Genomic DNA, 19474 nt, shown 5'->3' with positions numbered 1-19474 from the left:
TTGTCAGGCCGTGCTCAGGCCGCCACTGGCTGATCTGGGCTGTCCGTGTCGCCGAACACCGCGTCGACCGCCGTACGCGTGCGCTGCTTACTGGACGGCATGAGGTGCGTGTACACCTTGAGCGTGAATCCGGGGTCGGCGTGGCCGAGGTACTCCGCCAGGGCGGTGATCGTCTCGCCGGCATCGAGCAGCGTCGAGGCGTAGAAGTGCCGCAGCGCATGGAATCCGTCCACTTGCAGCTGCCGGTCCACCTTGGCCTTCTTGAGCGCGGGCAACCACGTCCACTGGTTGAAGACCGGCCGCCAGGCAGCAGTTCGGTCCCGACTCGTCACGATCAGCCGGGCCGTGGTCGGCTCACCGTCCGGCTTCTGCCACGGCAGAGTGATCGTGACCGGCGGATGGGCCGCCATGTGAGCACGGATGGCGGCACCCACCGACGCGGGCAGCGGTACGTCCCGAGTCTTTCCACCCTTCGGAGGCCCGAAGCACGGCTTGCCACCGACGATCTTCACCTGCCGGACGACGTGCACCGTGTCGTCGTCGAAGTCCACATCGTCGACTGCCAGACCGAACGCCTCACCCTGCCGGAGGCCCAGGCCTGCGCCGAGCGGGATCGTGATTCGGTACCGAGGGTTCATTGCCTCGCGCACGGCGTGCACTCGCTCGGCTGGCCATGGCACCACCTTCCGCGCCGGGATCTGCGGCTTCTGCACCGACGAGGCGTTGCACGGGTTCTTCCTGATCCGCTCGTCATCGATCGCAGCGTTGAACACCGTCTGCACGTGAATGAAGATCACCTGCCGGTAGCTCGCAGCGAGCCCCTTCTCTTGCAGCGCGCGTAGCAGCTCCCGAACGTCGGTCGGCCGGATCGCGTCGAGGTTCCGCGCGCCGAGCGCCGGGAAGACGTGCAGCCTCAGCCGCACCTCGGTTATCTCCCGAGTGGACTCGTCGAACGACTGCGACCGCAGCCACCGCCTCGCGTACTCCTCGAAGGTGACCTTGCCCGCCGCCGGATCGATGTACGTGCCCCGCCGAAGCTCGTTCTCGACCTCGCTCAAGTAGTCGTCAGCCTGCTTCTTCTGCCGATCCGGGAACGACTTGGCCCGCTCCCGCCCTGAGTGGTCGACGTAGCGAACCCTGTACCGGTCACCCTTGCCATAGAGATCCGTCCTTTCGCGACGGACCTTCTTCGTCTCCGGGTCGACAACCTTGCGGTACCAACGATCCTGGACATGTCCCATGGCTACGCCGCCTCCGTCGCCCAGGCCCGCACGGCAACCGGGTCATACCGCAGATGCCTGCCGATCTTCCGAACCGGCGGACCCTCACCGCGCCACTTCCACTGGTAGAGCGTCTTGACCGGCACCCCGAGGTAGGCGGAGACGTCCTCCACGCTCCACAGCCGGTCGATCGAGTTCCCCTTGTCCACGTGTTCCCCCTGGTCAGGCTACCTGCGGTGGAGTTGCTGAAAGATCGGGCGGTGACTCGCCGGCCGCGAGCAGCGCTCTGTCGTACTCGGCGCGCCAGCGGATGCGTTCGGCGATGGCGTGCATGAGCAGGTGCGCCCGTGGCGGGACGTGTGGGTCGCCGGGCTGGACCTTGTGCCACACGAGCCGCCGGGGTTCTTCGGTTGGTTTCTCGATGCCGATGTCGGCGAGGGCCTGGAGCACGAAGGCCCGCCGGTCGGCGCGGTGGTCGGCGAGTGTCTTGCCGGACCACTTCCGCGAGACCAGCACGCGCCGGCCAGGTAGCCCGAGCGTGGTCCGGCGGTGTGCCCGCCCTTTGCAGTGCCCAGGTGTGGTCTTGGAGTTCGCGCCGAGCGGCTCGATCCCGTAGAGGAGCCAGACCGCGCACCGGGGCGAGCAGGGCGTGACGGCCAGTTCGGCGTGTAGCCGGTCGTGGTGCCGCCGTTGGCGGTCGGTGTTGGCCTCGACGACCTCACCGAGTGACTTGGTGAGGTACTTGGTCAGGTAGCCGATGTGCCGGCCAGCGTCTTCCGAGCCGCCGAGGATGCCCTTGGAGTGCACCTGCCGCCCGAACGTGGCGACGTGCGCCGGCTCTTCCACCGCCTCGAGCGCCTCAGCCCAAGTCGTCACCTGCACACGGGTGTCCGGGTCGACGAACCGCTCACCGTCCCAGACGGGCAGGTGGTCGCCGTCGTAGACCAGCTCATCATGGGCCGGCCACCAGATCTGGAGGTAGGTAGCTGCGGTGACCTGTCGCAGCACGTCGTGCGGGATCGAACCGCGGATTGCGGCGTGTAGGTGGGGCGCCACGCGCTTCTGCGGCTCGACGGTCGCGAAGTACTGGACGTCCCAGCCGACGCAGCGCCGGAGGTTCTGCCACCAACGGTCGATCAACGATGCGAAGTGCACCGCGTCCCGCGCGGCCCGCCGGTAGTCGTAGGTCGACGCGTCGACTGGCGTCCCGTCATCCCGCACCCGCCCATAGCTGTCGCAGGTGAGCGTGACGAACATCGACGGCCGGAACCGCCCCGCGAACTCCCGGCCGAGGGTCCGGTTCTCCACTTGCCTACGGGGAAGATTCGGCGCGTCCTGCCGGCGTTTGGTTGACCGCTTCGGGGTGGTCTTGGTCTCGATGTCGGGTGAGGGCAGCCGGCCACGCATGCCGAGCGCCCGCAGTTCGTCGTCCACGGAACGGATCTCGTCCCGCAGTTCGTCGGCTTCTCCGCCGTTCGCATCGCGGTAGGCGGCCACGAGATCGGCTCGGAGCGTGAGCAGAGCCCTGTGGTCGTCGCTTGGCGGCTCTGGCGTGAAGTCTGGTTCCTCGTTGAGGTGCCAGCCCTCGCGGCACTGAGTGATGCGTAGTGCCCGAGCCTTTCGCGCGCATGGCCCGCAGACCGATTCGATGGTTGAGCCGCAGGGCACGGCGACGTGCCGGAGTTCGCCGGTGTCGAGGTCGCCGACTTCCATCGTGAACGGCCGCACGCACACCCCGTGCTGTTCGGCGGTCGCGGTGATGACGTCGATGGCGAGCGGCATCCGCATCCGCTCGGCTCGGGTCTGGCCGTTCATGCCGCCACCGCCGAGCCGCCGGTCGCCCAGGCACGGAGGATGGAGAGGGCGACGCCTTGCCGACCGTCCGGCTGGAGATCACTGAACAGGGCGTCTGAGTAGTCGAGGCCGCCGTAGACCTTCACTGAAGTGGCGTCGGACAATTGGCCGGTGAGGGTCAGGTGCACGGTCTCGCCATGCCGTGGCCGCCATGCGGTCACCGTGATCTGAGTGAGCGTGTCGGCCCAACTGAGCAAAGCGGACGCGAGTTCAGGAAGCCCGACATGGCTCAGGTGCACGGTGACGTGTTCGCCGTTGATCAGGTCGGAGCCCACCGTCACCGTCGCGATCTCGGCTGGCAGTCGATGCGTGGCCAGGTGTTCGCGGATCGAGTCGAGCAGGCGAACCATGGTCGCGGAGTCGTTCATGCCGCACCTCCGCGTCCGGTGTCGCCGGCTGGGAAGTCGACCACGTCAGCCGATGCGGGCAGAGCCACGCGTCCGGTGAGGTAGGCGACGAGCTGGGCCAGGTGGTCATCGGTGACGTGGAAGACTCGTGCTCGCACCGGTTCCCGCTTGCCGTCCTCTTTCACCCACGCCACGCCCGGTGTTGATTCCGGGATCTCATGGGCGGCAGCGCCACGCTTGCGGACACCGTCGCCGAGCACCATGTCGACCTGTGCCGGTTCGTCGAGCCGCATAGCGATACGGGTTGAGAACAGGTGCCGGAACGCGATGATCTCCTTACGCGGGTCCTGCAACAGCCCCAGCACGCACACACCCGGCGCACGGCCCTGCGACGTGATGGCCTGTACCGCACGGGTGGCGCGGTCGCGGAGGTTCTTGTCTGTCTGGTAGGCGATCACGTCGGCCAGCTCGTCGACCACGAGCAGGATGAACGGGTCACCGGACTCGGATGTCCACATGCGACGTCGGCCACGATAGGACTCCGCGCGCCGCTTCACTTCCTGCGCCAACCACTCCAGCAGCGTGACTGCGTGCGAGCCGTTGTCGTACACGACGCGTTCGAACACCTCGGGTGCCTGCCCGAGTTCCATCCCGCCCTTGGGGTCGATGCCGTAGAGCTTCACTCGGCCGGCCTTGATCGCTGGGGCAAGTGCCCAGGCGACCGACCACACCAGCGAACCCTTACCAGCGCCGGAGACACCGACGGTCAGGACGTGGGTACCGAGCACCTGTAGCTGCAACGGTTTGCCGGTCTCGGTCCGCCCGATCACCACCCGGCGCAGATCCACGACCGCCGGGTCCTCGGCGAGATCAAGCGCAGGGATGCTGTAGGCGAGTGGGTTGGAGTGGATGAAGTCCAGTTCCAGCCGGCCAGGTTTGACCACCCGGACCCGGCATGACTCGGCGTTGAATGAGTGCGCCAGCCCGGAGGCGTGTAGCTCCCACTGTTCCGGGGCTTGCCCTTTGATCATCTTCACGCGCACCAGGTCGCGCCAGCCCTCGGCACGAACGCGGCCGAGCTTGGGTCGGTATTCCCGACCGCGCTTGTCTTTGGTCAGCTCGGACAGCCGCATCACCGAGCGCCAGTCGTAGGCGTAGACGAACAGCCGGCGGAACTCCGTGCGGATGCGCGGCAACGCGAAGCGTTCGAAGGAGTCGGCGCGACGCCACCACCACAGCGCGAGCCCGCCGAGCAGCACGGCCAGCAGTGAGCAGAACCACCACGGCCCGAGCCCGGAGTAGGACCACCACCCGGCGACGAGCAACGTCAGCGACAGTGGGTACCAGTAGATGACCCGGCCGAGCTGGTATCCGGTCCAGCACAACAACACCAGCGCCGCGACCGGCGAGAGGACGAGCTTGACCCAGCCGGGCAGCATCGTCCACCACGGCAACCGAGGCCGCGACACCTCCAACGGCGCGGGATCAACCCACCGAGAATCGCGCGCCATCACCGCTCACCCCGCCCGAAGTCGAGCGGCAGCACACCGAGGCACCGGTCACAACGGCTCTGCCGAGGAAGCAGACGAGCGAAGCGCCGACACTTCGCGCAGCGCGTTCGGGTGACCCCCTCTGGCGCGCGAGTTGGGGTTGGCTCTAGCCTTTCCATTGTTCACTCCTGCGGGGTGGACAGCGCAGAAGCGGCCGAGGTTGGTAGCCGGGTGCCGCTTCTGCGTCTACGGATTCGTTGCAGCACAACAGGACATGCGTCATCGCCACACGACCAGCGTGCGTTTTGTCTACTTTGGACTTAGCGAATTGCGTCTACTGAGGGCGTCAGATTGCCTCCGGTCGTCAGTTGTCTTCGGGTGTGAATCGGGCGAGGTAGTTCGTGAGGTCGGTGCGTGAGCAGCCGATGAACAGGGCCAGGTTCCGCACCACAGTCGGCTCGACGTACGCGATCCCGTCGGGGTGTTCGTTGAGGGCGTTGCGGGCCCACTGGACCATTGGCCGGAACGTGTCGTTCCCGTCGTGCAGCAACGCATGTAGGTCGACGGAGAGCGCCAGGTTCTCCACGTAGACACGTGCCCGCTGAAGCCCACGAGACAGCAGAGTCGGCGCATCGGTTATCAGCTCGCGACTGATCTCGACAAACCGGAGCACGGTCAGGTGCCGGGTGCCGTGTTCGTAGCTCAGCAGGGTCCGGTCACCGATCCCCGACGGCAGCCGCTCCACCAACTGGATACGCGACCACCCGAGCACCTCACGAGCACGCCGCAGTTCCGCACCCACCGCCCGGCTAATCACCGCATCCGGCAGCGCACCTCCGACGTTGACCAGGCGACTGGTTGCCCCAGACGCGCTCGCATGCACTCGGGCACTCACGCCTCCTCACCATCTAGGTCAGGGTTGAGGCGGTCCTCGATGGTGCGCGCCTTGCGAATCTCCAGACCCGCGCACTGCGCCGCCTCGTACTGATGCCGCAGGTCGACCTCGGCCGTCTGCGCGTAGACCTTCGCGCTGTGCCGGTGGAAGTCCACCCACACCGACGGGTCCGCGTCCCGCGCCGGCCGCTGTCGCCACAGCACCTCATGCGCCTCCGCCAGCGTGGCGGGTGCCTCGCCCAGCTCTCGCGGAGAGTCGCCGGTGGATAGCCTGGCTGTCACCACGTCTCCTTCCGTGTGTTGGTTGTCGTGGGAGGCACGGGGCGGGCTCATGGGCCGCGAACCTGGACACCCGCCCCGCGCCGGTATCAATGCCCCGCGCCGGAGTCACCCAATTCGTTGCGCACCAACGCATGTCGAGGCGCGGTGGCCTCCGGTGGCGCTGGTTCCCCGTCTGGGTCGATGGTCTCTGCGAGACGTGAGGCTTCATGCGCCAGCTCTCGGCAGAAGTCGGCCAGCTCACGCACGCTTGCCTGGGTTGGTGCGGCCTGGATGGTCATGTTCACCGGGTCGAGGTAGACCACCAGCACGGGCGCCCCGCTCGGCAGCCGCGTCATGGCAACAGCCGCTTGTGGGCCAGGAGTACATGCGACCTGGTAGGCCGTGCTGTAGTCGCTCATGCCGCAGCCTTCGTCCCGTCGCCGCCAGCCGACTTCGCCGAGGTGCGGCCAGTGGTGGGGGCGTCCACAGCCCGCAAGCCGGTAGCCCGAACGACCCAGGTAATCCACTTGGCCTGGCCGGAGGCCTCGGCGCGGGGCTGGACGGTCAAGCCCTCCAGGATCACGGGGCGGAACGGCAAGTTGCCCACGGCCTCCGGTGGTACGGGCTGGACGTCGGCCGCGATCTCGACAGCGATCGACTTGTCCCGCTCCTTCTCGGCGGACGGGTCAGCGATGGTGGCGCGGTAGAGCCGCTTGCCGGTCGCTTCGTCGATACGCGGGCGCACCGGCCGGTTGCGTGCCTTGTCTTCCTGGGACTGGTACTCGGTCAGGGGCTGGATGTCGCCCATCAGGTATGCGCCCTGGGGGAACAGGTCGTCGAACGCGATCGGGAATCGTGAGCCGTGTGGGACTGCCATGGTCATTCTCCTTCGTTGGTGTGGTTGAGGCCTGCCCAGCCGCTGGGGCGTTCGGCGAAGGTGCGGGTGCGGTTCTGCTGTTCGCACCAGTCGGCGAAGTCGCTTGCGGCCGCCGCTAGGGACCGGGCGAACCGGGCCGTGTCGGACAGGCCGCCGATACGGGCGGGAACCTGGATGGTCATGCCGACTTCGTCATTGCCTGCGATGAGCTGGCGGACGCCGGGGAGGGGTTCGATGACTTCTGCGCCGTATCCGGCCGTGGGTTGGATGACTACGTGCACACTCATGCGCCTTCCGCCGTCTCTTTGGGACACCTGTGTGGGTGTGGTGATCCAAGGAAACCGTCGAAGCACGCCAACGACCCGGACAAACTGTCCGGGTGCCCTATATCAGCAGGTCAGGAGTGTGGCTGAGTAGCCGAAACGATGGTGTCGATGATCGCGTCCCAGGGCAGCTGTTTGCCCGGCGCGGAGCGTGGCTCGTGCAGCGGCCAGACGTCGTCACCCATGACCAGGTGCACGCCAGCCCGCTTCAGCGCGTCGATGTGACTGTCCCACGACGGCTGGCGAGCGTGGGCCGCATTGATACGTGGGAAGACGACGATCGGGACCGCGCCGAGCCCGATGGCCTCGCAGACCTGGGTGAGGGCCTGGTTGTCGGCCAAGCCGAGCGCGAGCTTGCCAATGGTGTTCGAGGTAGCCGGCACGACCGCGTAGCAGTCAATCTTCGGGTGCGGGCTTTCCTCACCAGGCAACCGCGGCTTGGACCGCACCGGATAGCCCGTGACCTGCTCAATCTTCCCGATATCGCCGGTCGCGTCGAGCCACGTGGCAGCGGTCGGCGTGAGCGTAACGGCCACCTGCCAGCCACGTTCGAGCATGGGTTCGATCAGCTTCGGGAGGATCTCCTCAAGACCTCCGGCGGCACTACTAACCAGACCCAGGACTGGCGCGGTCATCAGCCCTCACTCACGGCGCGGCAGCGCTCAGCCAACGCCAGCAGCAACGACGACTTCTTGCCGGCCGTAACTGGTGCCCGCCGGTACAGCGTCCGCACGACCTCACGGGCGATAGCGGAGTGCCGCACGAGCTGGGGCGACTTCTCCTCAGCGGTCAGCAAGACCTGTACCGCGTCCTCGTCCTTCGCGACCAGGCTCAGCGCACGGGCGTAGTCGATCATGTGCATGACCTGCCGCTCGACCGGCATCGACGCGGTGTCGATCTCCTGCGACCGCTCCACCACGAACGGCACGTCGCCGAGGTCGAGCCCGGCAGAGATCCGGTGGAGAGCGACGTTGGTCGGCCCGAAGCCGGTCTGCCAGTGGTTCGCGTCCTCACCGAGAGCGTCGGCGGCAGCCTCGGCCTTGCTGAGCAGTTCGTTCGCGATGCCCCGATCCTGCCGGCGGGCAGCTGCGGTCGCCGATCGCAGGTGGAGCATGCCGTAGAGGCTGAGCGCGGCAGCGTCCCCGTCCTGCATGCGGGGCATCAGCCAGCGGGCAGCGGCGTCCCCGAGCTGCAAGGCGTCGTCGAACCGGCCAACCGCGAGCAGGGCGTGAGTGCCAGACCGAGCAGCCGAGGCCAGGACCAGGGGATCGTCGGCAATGTCGGCAGCCTGCATGGCCCGCTCGGCAGCGATCCAGGCGAGATCAGCCTCGCCGACCTTGCTGAGCGTGGTCGCGGCGAGGTGGTGGATGCGCGCGGACACGGTGGCGCACTGGCGCTTGTAGGTGCTGTCGCCGCCGGCCGCTTCCATCTGCTGAGCCGTCTTGATCAGGCGAGGAAGCGCGGCGACGACCTTCCCGATCCGCCCGCCCTGGTAGTCCGACCAGGCATCCTCGGTCCACTGAGCGACAGGCTTGGGGTCGACGTACTCAGGCTCGAACCCACCGCCGAACAGTGTCTTGGACAGGCGCTGGGGAGCCATGAGGGCGTCGCGAACTGCGGGGATGTCGTCGTTCTTGTGCTCGTCTTCCATGAGCACTGGCTCACCGAGGAGATCACCGAGCGTGACCCGAAGGGCCCGAGCGACCTCGACCAGCAGGTCGAGCCGGCGGATCTCCCGCTCACCACGCTCGATCTTGCTCAACCAGTCCTCAGACCGCCCCACCAACCCAGCCAACGTGGCCTGAGCAAGCCCCCGCCGACGCCGGTAGAACGCAACACGCTCCCCGACCGTCAACGGATCACCAGCACCACGCATACCCCGAGGCTAGCAGCGGTGCCGCTCTGAAGGCTTGGACTCGGATGAGTCAGGGGATGAGCGGGTAACTCGAAGTGTTGCCAGCATGGTTGCAATGTGCAGTGCAAGGACTGCCTCGTGTCGTGTAGGGGTCAGCATCAGTCCATGACACAGAAGGTTCCTAGTATTCATAGCCATTGGGTCGCCAATTGTGGTCAAAAAATAGCGCCGATAGTCGTCGGGCAAGAACCCATCAAACTGTGATAGGAGTGCACCTAAGCTTTTGTAAGCGCCAGGTGTTTCGCCGGAGGGATCTGTGTATACCGCGATTCCAATGGACCGAGCCATGCTCCTAAAGATCCCCTCTAGGCGAGGCAGGAGTATGCACAAGCTTTCATCGAATCGATTGTTCGCGAAGTGTTCGAAGGCTCGTGCGATAATCTCAATTAGTTCCTGTGGAATGAAATCAACGGTAAAATATTCACGCACGGCTTCCATGTAATCTGGATATGTGTTCAAACCGCGCGTCAGTATCTCGGACGCCATAGTGAGCCATATTTGACTCCGCATGCTCTGATCGCCTTTTATGGCTTGTTCAAAATGTTCATCTTCGCTGCGGACAAATTTGACTGGCAAACCTTCATTGTTGAGTATTATCCGGGTCATCAGGAATTGGATTGGATAGTCGCGCATCAGTTCCTTGACGTGTGCCTCGACCTCGCTGTATGCCTCTGGTAGCGGGCAGTGAAGCCCGAACATATTCAGGAAAGACAGCATGTTGCCGCCTTTGAAGAACGAGTCTTCAAACTGGCGAATTCTCTCGGCGGGTACTTCAATTGTAGTCGAAACTTCTTGGAGTTCATCTTCGCTAACTGGAAATAATTCGATAAGGGTACGCGCCTCGGCGAGTTCCGCCGATAGTCCGGCTGCGGCTGCAATATCCCGCGCCTTCTTGAGATTGGCTTGGCGTAGCAGGCCGGTCTGGTTGGACGATGCGCGAATCCACTCACGGACCTGCAGACGTGAATATTCCTGTGCGACAGAAAGATCATCGCGGAATAGTGAAACTTGAAGATCTCGGATTCCCGAGATTACGTGCAAGTCATCAAAGTAGCGCGATGCGCACTCTTCGAGCGCCTCGCTAATCCGGTCCCTAATGTGAAGACGTTTCGCCAGTGGAATTAGTCGCGCGGCTATTCTTAGTGACGCTCCAGGAACCCGGTCGTCTAGGGCGGTGAGTTCACTCAACCTTGTGAAGGAATTCTCGACAGCATCGTGTGTCATGTCCGAATCATTCAGCTGAACTGCGATCTCTAATGCTCGATTCGACGAGTATGTGATCATTAGAGGCTCAGTGCCATTTTCGGCTAGCCAGCGATAGGCGGTGAACGCGATGCGCGCGTACTTGTACGCGTTCGTTACCTTGCGGACCCAAAGCACATCTGATATGCGGGCCCTAACAAGTGGGTTGGTAACCTCATCCAGTGCGTCCTGCAAAGCTGCGATGCCGGCGTCGGGGAAGTTTGCAATCGGCAATGGATACGACTGTCCCTTTATTACCCACATGGGTCCAAAGGGAGTTTCAAGGCCATTTTCAACTGGAAAGTGGTAGTCCAATGCCGCCATGACAGCAGCTAGGTCCTCGTCGCCATCGCTAGCTTCTTTGATAGCTGAGGCGGCTTCGTACCACTCCTTGGAATCTGCGACAGCGTTGTCGATAAGAGAATACTTACTCATGATGCCGCTGTACCTACCTATCGATCATTCCCCGCTGGCATGCCGGTCTTCCTAGGAGATCTTCGCCTGGCTCCCTTGTCGCGCGAGATCGACGATTCGTTACGTGCTGAATTTAGCTCTATGGGATCAAGGCGCGCCGCCGGCGGCGGCGCGCTGTGCCGGTCGCGTTGGCGACGTGGGCTGCATCCATCGCGGCACGGCCGGCTGCCGCTCCGCTCACGCCGGCCGGCCTGCGCGGCGCAGCCCACGGCCCGCGACGGGAGCGCCACCACCGGCGGCGCGCAGGACCAGAGAGCAGAGATGGGTAGCTCCCTCGGCCTCGATCGTCTAACGCCGGGTCGACGGCATCAAGAGCGCTGCGCGTCGCTGGCGCGATCGAGCTGCGCTCGACTCTTGACACCGACGACCCGGCGCTACGTGATGGCCTGTACGAGGGAGCGGGGACGTGCAGGCAGCGCGGGGTCAAGATCAGGCCGTCTCCAGGCCGTCAGACGTCGGGGACCGGCGAGAGTCGACGAGAAACGTCGAGCACTGTTGACGCAGGTCAGTGGCATGATCGCGGCCCAGTCCTGAGGCGGGGCCAGGCCGGCGATCAGAACTGGTAGTACAAGAACGGGCTGAAGGTGCCGGTTGCTACCAGGATTGCGGCGTACAGGAGGCCGGCCGTCATGATGGTTACGCGGAGGGCGTTGGCCGGTTTGCTGCGGGAGGACTCCAGTAGTGGGCCTGTTACCGGGTGCGCTGGCAGGAACACGATGGCCAGGGCGCAGAGGAGGATTACCAGGCGTTGGTTGGTGAACGCCTCCGCGACGATGTCGGTCAGGCCCGTGAAGTCCGGCAGCAGCATGTGGCCGATCATCGTCAGGGCCTGGGGGAGGTCCGTCGCTCGGAAGAGGACCCAGCCGACGATGACCAGTAGCAGGGTCAGTGTGCGGCGGGGTAGTCGGCGGTCGCGGGTCGGTGGGGACTCGTCCAGGTGGAAGCCTCGTTCGATGATGAGTAGGGCGCCGTGGTACAGGCCCCACACCAGGAAGGTCCAGTTCGCGCCGTGCCAGAAGCCGGTCAGCGCGAAGACCGTGATCAGGTTTCGGTAGGTCTTCGCGGCGCCGTGGCGGTTGCCGCCCAGGGGGATGTAGACGTAGTCGCGGAACCAGCGGGACAGGCTCATGTGCCAGCGGCGCCAGAACTCCGTCACGGTCACCGAGGAGTACGGTCTGGCGAAGTTCTCCGGTAGGCGGAACCCCAGCATTCGTCCGAGGCCGATTGCCATGTCGGAATAGCCGGAGAAGTCGAAGTACAGCTGCAACGTGTAGGTCACTGCGCCCAGCCACGCTATTGCGAACGTCATCTTGTCGCCGGGGGTCGCGAAGCAGGCGTTCACGAGTGGGTTCAGGGAGTCCGCGACTATGACCTTCTTGCACAGCCCCAGCGCGAAGCGGGGAAAACCCGCCGCGATGTCGTCCAGGCGGTGGGTGCGTTCCTGCGGTAACTGGTCCGCGATCTCGCGGTACCGCACGATCGGGCCGGCCACCAGCTGCGGGAACATCGAAATGTATGTCACGAACGACACCGGGTTGCGCAGTGCCGGACGTTCACCGCGGTAGATGTCGAAAACGTAGGAAATGTTGTGGAACGTGTAGAACGAGATGCCGATCGGCAGTGCCAGGTGGGTGACCGGGAAATCGCCGCCCAACACGTGGGCGAGCCCGTTCAGCTGCTCGGTCATGAAGCCGAGGTATTTCCACACCACCAGTGAACCGACGTCGAAACAGATCACCGTGATGAGCAGTGTGCGCTTGCGGCGGGTGGCCAGTGCCCATTCGTCCGGCTCAAGCCACTGGCCCACCACGTAGTTGAGGGCGATGGTGACCAGCAGCAACAGGGTGGTAGCGCCAGCACCCACCGCGTAGAAGATCAGGGACGCGACCGCGATGATGCCGTTCCGCCAGTGCCTCGGCGCCGCCAGGATCGTGCTCAGCACCACCGGCAGGAACACCCACAGGAACAACGGGCTGGCGAACGACAAGCTGACCTCCCCCGACCAGCGACCTCGGCGACCGGCTGGCCGGACCTACGTGCGGCCAGCCAACCGCCGCCGCCTCGACACCTCCGCCAATATCACGCCCGCGGCCACCGAAGCGTTCAACGACTCCACGCCCGCCGACATCGGGATCGACACCGTCTCGTCGCAGGTCTCGCGGACCAGCCGCGACAGGCCCCTGCCCTCCGAGCCCACGACCACCACCAGCGGGGACGTCGCCAGCGACAACTCGTCCACCGTGACCGAGCCGTCCGCGTCCAGGCCCACGACCATCAGGCCCTCGGCCGCGTACTGGCGCAACGTCCGCGTCAGGTTGGTCGCCACCGCCACCGGAATCTTCGCCGCGGTGCCGGCCGACGTGCGCCACGCCACCGCCGTCACGCTGGCCGAACGGCGTTGCGGCAGCAGCACGCCGTTCGCGCCGAACGCCGCCGCCGAGCGGATCACCGCCCCCAGGTTGCGCGGGTCCGTCACGCCGTCCAGCGCGACCAGCAGCGGCGGCTCGGTGGACTCCCGCGCCATGGCCAGCAGGTCGTCCGGGTGCGCGTACTCGAACGGCGGCATCTGCAGCGCCAGCCCCTGGTGCAGTGCGCCACCGGTCAGCCGGTCCAGCTCCGGCCTGCTCACCTCCAGCACGGAGATGCCCCGGTCCGCCGCCAGCCGCACGGCGTCCGTCACCCGGTCGTCCGCGTCGACGCCCAACTGCACGTACAGCGCGGTCGCCGGGACCATCGCCCGCAGGCACTCCACCACCGGGTTGCGACCCGCGACCAGTTCGGCCGTCGGCTTGTCCTTGTCGCGGCGTTGCTGGGCGGCCGTCTTCGCCACCGACCGCTTCTGCGCCGGGTGACCGGGCCGCGCCGAGGCGCGGGGGGTCGGCCCCTTGCCCTCGAGACCCTTCGACTTCTGGCCGCCGGAACCGACGACCTGGCCCTTCTTCGTGCCAGGTTTGCGTATGGCGCCCTTGCGCCGGGAGTTGCCCGCCACCTGCTCAGCCGTCCCTCAATGTCCATTTCGAGCCGTCGGGGGTGTCCTCGACGGCGATGCCCGCGGCCAGCAGGCGGTCGCGCACCGCGTCGGCGGTGGCGAAGTCACGTTCGGCGCGGGCCTTCTGCCGCTGCCCCAGCAGGTCGGACACCAGAACGTCCAGCGCGGCCCCCGCGGCCGAATCCACTGTAGACGTCGGCCACGACAGCGGGTCGAGGCCCAGCACGCCCAGCTGCGCGCGCACGGTCCCGGCCGCGTCCAGCGCCGCCGCGGCATCGCCCCCGTCCAGCGCGGTGAAGCCCTGCCGCACGGTGTTGTGCACCACCGCGAGCGCGGCCGGTGTGCCGAGGTCGTCGTCCAGGGCGGCCGTGAACTCCGGCCCTACCGAGGAGCCAAGCGGCACCGCGCCCACCCGCGCGCCGACCCGCCGCACGAACGACTCGAGCCGCTCGTAGGCGCGCACCGACTCGTCCAGCGCCGCCATCGAGAACTCGATCGTCGACCGGTAGTGCGGCGCGACCAGGTGGTACCGCAGTTCCTGCGGCCGGTACTTCTCGAGCATCGACGGGATGGACACGACGTTGCCGAGCCGCTTCGACATCTTCTCGCCGGCCAGCCCGACGAGTCCGTTGTGCATCCAGAACCGCGCGAACGGGTCACCGGCGGCACGCGACTGCGCCAGCTCGTTCTCGTGGTGCGGGAACACCAGGTCCAGGCCGCCGCCGTGGATGTCGAACTCGGCGCCGAGGTACGTCAGCGCCATCGCCGAGCACTCGAGGTGCCAGCCCGGCCGGCCGGGACCCCATGGGGTCGGCCACGACGGCTCGCCCGGCCGCGCGCCCTTCCACAGCGTGAAGTCCCTCGGGTCCCGCTTGCCCTCGGCCGCCGACTCGCCCTGCTGGACCTCGTCGAGCTTCTGCCGGGACAGCTCCCCGTACGACGGCCACGAGCGGACGTCGAAGTACACGTCACCGGCCGCCGCGTACGCGTGGCCGCGGTCGATGAGCCGCTGCATCATCTCGACCATCTGCGTGACGTGCCCGGTCGCCCGCGGCGCGATCGACGCCGGCAGGCAGCCGAGCGCGGCGTAGGCGGCGTCGAACTCGCGCTCGAACCTCGCCGACCACTCCCACCACGGCCGGCCGGCCTCGTCGGCCTTGGCCAGGATCTTGTCGTCCACGTCCGTGACGTTCCGCACGAGTGTGACGTCCAGACCCTTGTGCATGAGCCAGCGGCGCAGTACGTCGTAGTTCAGCAGGCTGCGGACGTGGCCGATGTGCGGCGGGCCCTGCGGCGTGGGCCCACACACGTAGATCGACGCCGTTCCGCTGCGTACGGGACTGAACTCCCGAACACTCCGGCTCGCGGTGTCGAACAGGTGGAGGCTCACGGCATGACTACCTTCGAGAGATGCGGATCAGGGCCTAAAGCCTAGCCGCGTGAAAATACGCACGCGGTGGCAACCGCCGCGATGCCTTCTCCCCGGCCGGTCAGCCCGAGGCCGTCCGTCGTGGTGCCGGAGACCGAGACCTCGCCGCCCGCGGCCGTGGACAGCACTTTCTGTGCCTCTTCGCGCCTTTTGCTGATCTTGGGGGCGTTGCCGATGACCTGCACCACGGCGTTGCCGAGCCGGTAGCCGGCCGCCTCCACCCGCCTGCGCACCTCGGCCAGCAGCTCGACACCGTGGGCACCCGCCCAGCGCGGGTCACCGGTGCCGAACACCGCCCCGAGGTCACCCAGCCCGGCGGCGGAGAGCAACGCGTCGCACAGCGCGTGCGCGGCGACGTCACCGTCCGAGTGACCGGCGCAGCCGTCGACGCCGTCCCACAGCAGTCCCGCCAGCCAGCACTCGCGGCCGACCTCGATCGGGTGAACGTCGGTGCCGATGCCCACCCTCACCCCGCCACCACCGCCTCGGCCACGGTCAGGTCGAAGGGGGTGGTGATCTTCATGGCGGCGATGTCGCCCGGCACGGTCAGCACCGGCACGTCGACCTTCTCCAGCACGCCGCCGGCCGCACACGCCCGCAGCAGCACGTCGACCGCGAAGCCCTGCGGTGACTGGAGGGACCGCAGGTCCGTTCGGTCGGGGGTGTCGAGGATGACGCCGGACGGGGCGACACGTTTGACCGTGTCCGTGACCGGCAACACAGGGACCACGGCCGGGTTACCGTCGGCGACGGCGTCGGCGACGGACCGTACGAGGGCGGATGGGGTGAGCGCTCTGTCGACATCGTGCACGAGCGCGATCTCCGCGGCCGGGACCCGCGTGAGCGCGGCACCCAGGGCGAGCCGCACGGACGCGACCCGGTCCGCACCACCCGCGACCACGGACACCGCCTCGAACGAGGCGAGTGCGGCCGACACCTCCGCGACGTGGTCGGGAGGGGCCGCGACGACAACATGCCGTACGCAGCCCGCCGAGAGCAGGCCGCGTACGGCATGTGCGATCAATGGCAAGCCATGTAGCGGCACCATGGCTTTGGGTCCGGCCGCACCGAGGCGTTCACCCCGACCCGCTGCCGGGACGAGCGCGACCGTCACAGTGGACTCGTTATCTCGTTGTTGGCTGCTGCGCTGGAGATCAGACCGACGCCGTGGCGAGGACCTCGTCGAGGATGACCTCGGCCTTGCCCTCGTCGGTGCCTTCGGCCAGTGCGAGCTCACTGACCAGGATCTGCCGTGCCTTCGCAAGCATGCGCTTCTCGCCGGCGGACAAACCGCGATCCTTCTCGCGCCGCCAGAGGTCGCGCACCACTTCGGCCACCTTGTTCACGTCGCCCGAGGCGAGCTTCTCAAGGTTGGCCTTGTACCTTCTCGACCAGTTGGTCGGCTCCTCGGTGTGAGGAGCACGCAGAACATCGAATACCCTGTTGAGGCCCTCCTGACCGACGACGTCCCGAACACCCACGATCTCGGCGTTGTCCGCGGGGACGCGTACGGTGAGGTCACCCTGCGCGACCTTGAGGACGAGGTACTTCTTTTCCTCGCCCTTGATCACACGGGTCTCGATGGCTTCGATGAGTGCGGCACCGTGGTGCGGGTAGACGACGGTCTCTCCGACCTTGAAAACCATGTGTCCTCTGCCCCTTTCGCTACCTCCATCCTAACACGAGCCGCGCTGGTGCCGTAATGGGCCCTGGATCGATTGCCGCAGGTCAGCGGCCCGATGCGGGTTCGGTCAGGGGGTTGACAAAGCGGCAATGACCGTGCTCGCCGACATTTGCCGGTCTGTGCCGGGCACGGTTTATCCGCGTCCGAATTGGACACTCGGGCGGGGTGGTTGACCACTCCGAGGTGGTGACGAGCCGTGCCGCTAGTCTTCCCGCAGAGTAGGCAAGCCCGAGGAAGGACCGCGATGGTGAGCCGTGAGACGACCCGACCGCTGCGCAAGCTCGTGCCCGCGGTGGCCGTCGGTGTCAGCGCGCTGCTCGGAATCGTCGGCTGCAGCGCCGGCCAGGTCGCCCAGACCGCGGGGATGCCACCCGCGGTGAACGGGAACATGGGCCAGGTCGGCAAGATGATGCTGCGGGACGTCCAGGTCGCGGCCCCGGACGACGGCGAGGCCTACACCGCGGGCGAGGACGCGCCGCTCCTGCTCGCGATCGCCAACACCGGCGAGGACAACGAGAAGCTCGTCCGGGTGACCAGCCCGGCCGGCCAGGTGGAGATCATCGGCAACGCGAGCATCCCCGCCAACACCGCGCTCGAGGTCGTGCGGCCGAGCGACAACCCGGCGGCGTCCTATTCCTCCTCTTCTTCTGTTTCCCCTTCGTCGTCCGCACCGCCGGAGAGCACCGGGTCGTCGTCTTCGTCGAGTGCCGTGACGACGACCGGCTCCGCGACGCCGGGCACCACGGGGAGCCAGACCCCCTCGTCGTCCTCGCCGGCCGGGTCGCCGGCCGTGACGACCACCACCACGGGATCGGTCGCCCCGGACGTGGTCGGCCGAATCAGCCTGGTCATCACCGGGCTGACCGGTGACCTGCCGTTCGGCAAGAGCGTGCCGGTGACGTTCGAGTTCGCCAAGTCCGGCAAGGTCACGATCAACCTCCCGGTCGGCGCCCCGACGACGGCGCGCGCCACCGACCGGGACAGCGACATGACCGAGGGCGAGGATCACTGATTCTGTCGGTGCCCGCGTCTAGGTTGGCCGGGTGGCGAAGAACGCGCGAACGACGAGACCCGCCGGCTACCGCTGTGCGGAGTGCGGCAACGACTCGGCGAAGTGGTACGGCCGCTGTCCCGAGTGCCAGGCCTGGGGCACGGTAGAGGAAGTCGGTGTGCCCAGGGCCGCGCTGGCCAAGATCGTGGCCGGCGCGCCGAGCGCCCCTGCCCGGCCCATCGGCGAGGTCGACGTCGAGGCGGCCAGGGCGCGGCGCACGGGTGTGCCGGAGCTGGACCGCGTGCTGGGTGGTGGCCTCGTGCCGGGCGCGGTGGTGCTGCTGGCCGGTGAGCCGGGCGTGGGCAAGTCGACCCTGCTGCTGGAGGTCGCGTTCCGCTGGGCGGCGCGGGACGGCGCGTCCTCGCCGGCGCTGTACGTGACGGGTGAGGAGTCGGCCGGCCAGGTGCGGCTGCGAGCCGAACGCACCGGCAACGTGCACGACGCCATGTTCCTCGCGGCGGAGAGCGACATCTCGTCCATCCTGGGGCACATCGACGCGGTGGATCCCGGTCTGCTGGTGGTCGACTCGGTGCAGACGCTGTCCACGACCGCGGTGGAGGGCACGGCCGGCGGGGTGACACAGGTGCGTGCCGTGACGGCTGCCCTGGTGGCGGTGGCCAAGGAACGCGGGCTGCCGGTGGTGCTGGTGGGTCACGTCACGAAGGACGGGTCCATCGCCGGCCCGCGGGTGCTGGAGCACCTGGTGGACGTGGTCCTGCACTTCGAGGGGGACCGGCACTCGACGTTGCGCATGGTGCGCGGGGTGAAGAACCGGTTCGGGCCGGCGGACGAGGTCGGGTGCTTCGAGCTGGTCGACGACGGGATCCGCGGGGTCGCGGATCCGTCCGGGCTGTTCCTGAACCGGCGGGAGCAGGGCGTGCCGGGGACGGCCGTGACGGTCATGGTCGAGGGGAAGCGGCCGCTGGTGGGGGAGGTGCAGGCGCTGGTGTCGCGGTCCGCTCTGGCGACGCCCCGGCGGGCGGTGTCGGGGCTGGACTCGGCTCGGGTGGCGATGGCCCTGGCGGTGCTGGAGCGGCGGGGCGGGATCCGGCTGTCGGACCAGGACGTGTTCGCGGCGACGGTCGGGGGCATGCGGATCCACGAGCCGGCCGCGGACCTGGCGTTGATCTTCGCGGTGGCGTCGGCGGCCCGGGAGCAGGCGTTGCCGGCGGACATCGTGGTGCTGGGGGAGGTAGGGCTCGCCGGGGAGGTGCGGCGCGTGCACGGCGTGAAGAACCGGTTGGCCGAGGCTGCCCGGTTGGGGTTCACGCGGGCGTTGATCCCGCCGGATTGTGAGATCCCTGAGGGGGTTCGGGCTCGGATCTGTCCTGATCTCGGGACTGCTTTGGATGTGTTGGCTGCTGTGGCTTCTTGATCTCTTGGTTGTTGGTGGGTGGGGTGGGGTGGCCGGGGGGCCGGGGGAG

General features: G+C 67.1%; 21 protein-coding genes. 2 read left to right on the top strand and 19 right to left on the bottom strand.

The annotated features are described in order from the left end of the window. Positions 1–14: 14 nt before the first annotated feature. The 19 genes from ACJ73U_RS11640 to ACJ73U_RS11550 all read right to left on the bottom strand — a co-directional run bounded on the left by ACJ73U_RS11640 (position 15) and on the right by ACJ73U_RS11550 (position 16961). Positions 15–1241: a tyrosine-type recombinase/integrase gene (locus tag ACJ73U_RS11640; protein ID WP_407777584.1), complete on the bottom strand. Its 1227-nt coding sequence runs from the start codon at positions 1239–1241 to the stop codon at positions 15–17. Positions 1242–1243: 2 nt separating this feature from the next. Next, on the bottom strand, positions 1244–1429 hold the full coding sequence (locus ACJ73U_RS11635; RefSeq protein WP_407777583.1) for a helix-turn-helix domain-containing protein: 186 nt from the start codon (positions 1427–1429) through the stop codon (positions 1244–1246). Between the two features lie 13 nt (positions 1430–1442). Further along, complete coding sequence (locus ACJ73U_RS11630; protein WP_407777582.1) at positions 1443–3035, bottom strand: replication initiator; 1593 nt, start codon at positions 3033–3035, stop codon at positions 1443–1445. Then, entirely contained in the window at positions 3032–3442 is a 411-nt protein-coding gene (locus tag ACJ73U_RS11625) for a hypothetical protein (protein WP_407777581.1), read from the bottom strand. Before ACJ73U_RS11625 ends, ACJ73U_RS11630 begins: the two co-directional genes overlap by 4 nt. Continuing rightward, positions 3439–4680 (bottom strand): FtsK/SpoIIIE domain-containing protein, encoded by a 1242-nt coding sequence (locus ACJ73U_RS11620; protein WP_407777580.1) that lies wholly within the window; start codon positions 4678–4680, stop codon positions 3439–3441. Before ACJ73U_RS11620 ends, ACJ73U_RS11625 begins: the two co-directional genes overlap by 4 nt. A gap of 595 nt (positions 4681–5275) precedes the next feature. Next, positions 5276–5728, bottom strand: a complete 453-nt coding sequence (locus ACJ73U_RS11615; RefSeq protein ID WP_407777579.1) for a helix-turn-helix domain-containing protein — start codon at positions 5726–5728, stop codon at positions 5276–5278. A gap of 74 nt (positions 5729–5802) precedes the next feature. Then, entirely contained in the window at positions 5803–6087 is a 285-nt protein-coding gene (locus tag ACJ73U_RS11610; protein WP_407777578.1) for an AMED_5909 family protein, read from the bottom strand. Between the two features lie 86 nt (positions 6088–6173). Continuing rightward, a complete protein-coding gene (locus tag ACJ73U_RS11605) occupies positions 6174–6485 on the bottom strand; it encodes a hypothetical protein (RefSeq protein ID WP_407777577.1) in 312 nt (103 codons plus the stop codon). After that, positions 6482–6949: a hypothetical protein gene (locus ACJ73U_RS11600; RefSeq protein ID WP_407777576.1), complete on the bottom strand. Its 468-nt coding sequence runs from the start codon at positions 6947–6949 to the stop codon at positions 6482–6484. Before ACJ73U_RS11600 ends, ACJ73U_RS11605 begins: the two co-directional genes overlap by 4 nt. Then, complete coding sequence (locus tag ACJ73U_RS11595) at positions 6946–7230, bottom strand: hypothetical protein (protein ID WP_407777575.1); 285 nt, start codon at positions 7228–7230, stop codon at positions 6946–6948. The genes ACJ73U_RS11600 and ACJ73U_RS11595 overlap by 4 nt, the downstream gene beginning before the upstream one ends. A 110-nt stretch (positions 7231–7340) precedes the next feature. Further along, positions 7341–7901, bottom strand: a complete 561-nt coding sequence (locus ACJ73U_RS11590; RefSeq protein WP_407777574.1) for a flavoprotein — start codon at positions 7899–7901, stop codon at positions 7341–7343. Then, a complete protein-coding gene (locus tag ACJ73U_RS11585; protein WP_407777573.1) occupies positions 7901–9142 on the bottom strand; it encodes a helix-turn-helix domain-containing protein in 1242 nt (413 codons plus the stop codon). Before ACJ73U_RS11585 ends, ACJ73U_RS11590 begins: the two co-directional genes overlap by 1 nt. A 9-nt stretch (positions 9143–9151) precedes the next feature. Further along, positions 9152–10858, bottom strand: a complete 1707-nt coding sequence (locus ACJ73U_RS11580; protein WP_407777572.1) for a hypothetical protein — start codon at positions 10856–10858, stop codon at positions 9152–9154. Between the two features lie 592 nt (positions 10859–11450). Continuing rightward, complete coding sequence (locus ACJ73U_RS11575; RefSeq protein ID WP_407777571.1) at positions 11451–12884, bottom strand: MBOAT family O-acyltransferase; 1434 nt, start codon at positions 12882–12884, stop codon at positions 11451–11453. Between the two features lie 45 nt (positions 12885–12929). Next, positions 12930–13886: a 23S rRNA (guanosine(2251)-2'-O)-methyltransferase RlmB gene (rlmB, locus tag ACJ73U_RS11570; protein WP_407777570.1), complete on the bottom strand. Its 957-nt coding sequence runs from the start codon at positions 13884–13886 to the stop codon at positions 12930–12932. 4 nt (positions 13887–13890) lie between these two features. Next, positions 13891–15276 carry a cysteine--tRNA ligase gene (gene cysS, locus ACJ73U_RS11565; protein ID WP_407777569.1) on the bottom strand — a complete coding sequence of 462 codons (1386 nt, stop codon included), beginning with the start codon at positions 15274–15276 and terminating at the stop codon, positions 13891–13893. 41 nt (positions 15277–15317) lie between these two features. Then, complete coding sequence (ispF, locus tag ACJ73U_RS11560) at positions 15318–15785, bottom strand: 2-C-methyl-D-erythritol 2,4-cyclodiphosphate synthase (RefSeq protein ID WP_407777568.1); 468 nt, start codon at positions 15783–15785, stop codon at positions 15318–15320. After that, positions 15782–16363, bottom strand: coding sequence for a 2-C-methyl-D-erythritol 4-phosphate cytidylyltransferase (locus tag ACJ73U_RS11555; protein ID WP_407777605.1), 582 nt, complete (start codon positions 16361–16363; stop codon positions 15782–15784). Before ACJ73U_RS11555 ends, ispF begins: the two co-directional genes overlap by 4 nt. Positions 16364–16469: 106 nt before the next feature. Further along, a complete protein-coding gene (locus ACJ73U_RS11550; protein WP_075129788.1) occupies positions 16470–16961 on the bottom strand; it encodes a CarD family transcriptional regulator in 492 nt (163 codons plus the stop codon). A 285-nt stretch (positions 16962–17246) separates the two neighbouring features. Between ACJ73U_RS11550 and ACJ73U_RS11545 the strand changes: the two genes are divergently transcribed. Both ACJ73U_RS11545 and radA read left to right on the top strand, forming a co-directional pair. After that, the gene (locus ACJ73U_RS11545) at positions 17247–18011 is read left to right on the top strand and encodes a hypothetical protein (protein WP_407777567.1); all 765 of its coding nucleotides are present in this window, start codon (positions 17247–17249) and stop codon (positions 18009–18011) included. 31 nt (positions 18012–18042) lie between these two features. Beyond that, a complete protein-coding gene (gene radA, locus ACJ73U_RS11540) occupies positions 18043–19425 on the top strand; it encodes a DNA repair protein RadA (RefSeq protein ID WP_407777566.1) in 1383 nt (460 codons plus the stop codon). The last annotated feature ends 49 nt before the right edge of the window (positions 19426–19474 follow it).

This window comes from Actinophytocola sp. (assembly GCF_045807065.1).
GTDB lineage: Bacteria > Actinomycetota > Actinomycetes > Mycobacteriales > Pseudonocardiaceae > Actinophytocola.
Note: the sequence above shows the minus strand (reverse complement) of the source record. Positions and strands in the feature narration are given on the sequence as shown.

Bases quoted from the DNA above. Each gene is read 5' to 3' on its own strand.
- ACJ73U_RS11640 (WP_407777584.1), bottom strand. From the start codon at position 1,241: ATGGGACATGTCCAGGATCGTTGGTACCGCAAGGTTGTCGACCCGGAG.
- ACJ73U_RS11630 (WP_407777582.1), bottom strand. From the start codon at position 3,035: ATGAACGGCCAGACCCGAGCCGAGCGGATGCGGATGCCGCTCGCCATC.
- ACJ73U_RS11625 (WP_407777581.1), bottom strand. From the start codon at position 3,442: ATGAACGACTCCGCGACCATGGTTCGCCTGCTCGACTCGATCCGCGAA.
- ACJ73U_RS11605 (WP_407777577.1), bottom strand. From the start codon at position 6,485: ATGAGCGACTACAGCACGGCCTACCAGGTCGCATGTACTCCTGGCCCA.
- ACJ73U_RS11600 (WP_407777576.1), bottom strand. From the start codon at position 6,949: ATGACCATGGCAGTCCCACACGGCTCACGATTCCCGATCGCGTTCGAC.
- ACJ73U_RS11595 (WP_407777575.1), bottom strand. From the start codon at position 7,230: ATGAGTGTGCACGTAGTCATCCAACCCACGGCCGGATACGGCGCAGAA.
- ACJ73U_RS11590 (WP_407777574.1), bottom strand. From the start codon at position 7,901: ATGACCGCGCCAGTCCTGGGTCTGGTTAGTAGTGCCGCCGGAGGTCTT.
- ACJ73U_RS11585 (WP_407777573.1), bottom strand. From the start codon at position 9,142: ATGCGTGGTGCTGGTGATCCGTTGACGGTCGGGGAGCGTGTTGCGTTC.
- ACJ73U_RS11580 (WP_407777572.1), bottom strand. From the start codon at position 10,858: ATGAGTAAGTATTCTCTTATCGACAACGCTGTCGCAGATTCCAAGGAG.
- ACJ73U_RS11555 (WP_407777605.1), bottom strand. From the start codon at position 16,363: ATGGTGCCGCTACATGGCTTGCCATTGATCGCACATGCCGTACGCGGC.
- ACJ73U_RS11550 (WP_075129788.1), bottom strand. From the start codon at position 16,961: ATGGTTTTCAAGGTCGGAGAGACCGTCGTCTACCCGCACCACGGTGCC.